Annotated in this window: 2 protein-coding genes; one reads left to right on the plus strand and one right to left on the minus strand. The window is 74.6% G+C overall.

The annotated features are described in order from the left end of the window. Positions 1-255: 255 nt before the first annotated feature. A complete protein-coding gene (locus B8460_RS21535) occupies positions 256-417 on the plus strand; it encodes a hypothetical protein (protein WP_158322668.1) in 162 nt (53 codons plus the stop codon). 142 nt (positions 418-559) lie between these two features. Here the strand turns inward: B8460_RS21535 and B8460_RS02140 are convergent. After that, positions 560-1,018, minus strand: a 459-nt coding sequence (locus B8460_RS02140) for a lysylphosphatidylglycerol synthase domain-containing protein (RefSeq protein WP_048859923.1), incomplete at its 5' end; no start/stop codon positions are given.

Genomic DNA, 1,018 nt, shown 5'->3' on the forward strand with positions numbered 1-1,018 from the left:
GGCGCGGCCGAGGGCGGGATGACGGCAGGGGGGCTGCCGGGGAGCGGGTTGCCGGGGGGCGGGCTGCCGGGGAGCGGCGAAGGGGCGGGCGGATGGTCGGGCATGGATCTCCTCGGTCGCGCCCGCGGCGGGCACGCGGTGGTGGCAAGGGTGGCCGACCCCGCCCGCGCCGTCACGCTTGGAAACAAACGGCTGCGCTGGCGTTGCAGAGACGACCCTATATCCCGTGCAACGCACAGCATGCGGAGAAGAAGCATGACCACTCGACAGACCGCACGCCGGCCGGGCCGCGGCCTCGCCCGCACCGTCCGCCTCGCCGCCGCGATCGGCGTGCTGCTGACGCTGGGCGGCTGCGTGGTCTATCCGGCCTATTACCGGCCGTACTATTACCGGCCGTATTACTACTACCCGTACTGAGCGGGGGTCCCGGGTTTGGGCATGGCGGTGGATGCGCGGGGGGTGGGCTGAAGCCCACCCTACGGCCATGGGTAGGGTGAGGCGGCACGCGTAGGGTGGGCTTCAGCCCACCGTCGTCAGGCGGCGCCCCTCTGGACGCGTCCTACGCGGCGGGGGACGGCGGGCGGCGGCGCAGGCGGCGGGTCTCGGTCGCCTGCCAGACCAGCAGCACCGGCACGCCGAGGGCGAGGTCGCGGGCGCGCAGCAGCAGCGAGACGCCGAGCGACAGGTCGGCCGGCACGCCGAACACGGCGCCGAGGCCGGTATAGCCCGCCTCCTGCACCCCGATATTGCCGGGAATGAGGAAGGCGGCGGCGGTGATGGCGTGCAGCAGCCCCTCGATCGCGATGGCGTCCTCGACCTCCAGCCGCGCGCCGAGCAGGCGATAGGCGAGGTAGCCGACCAGCCCCGTTGCCAGCCAGCCGGCCAGATGCAGCGCGCTCGCGAGGGCGAGCCGGCCGGGCCGGGCATAGATCGCGTCCAGCGCACCGGCCAGCGCGTCGGCGCGGGCGCGGGCGTCGCGGAAGCGGTTGGCGGCGATCCGCCGGCCGAGGCGGGCGAA

It is taken from the genome of Acidisphaera rubrifaciens HS-AP3, from assembly GCF_000964365.1.
In the GTDB taxonomy this organism is placed as follows: Bacteria; Pseudomonadota; Alphaproteobacteria; order Acetobacterales; family Acetobacteraceae; genus Acidisphaera; species Acidisphaera rubrifaciens.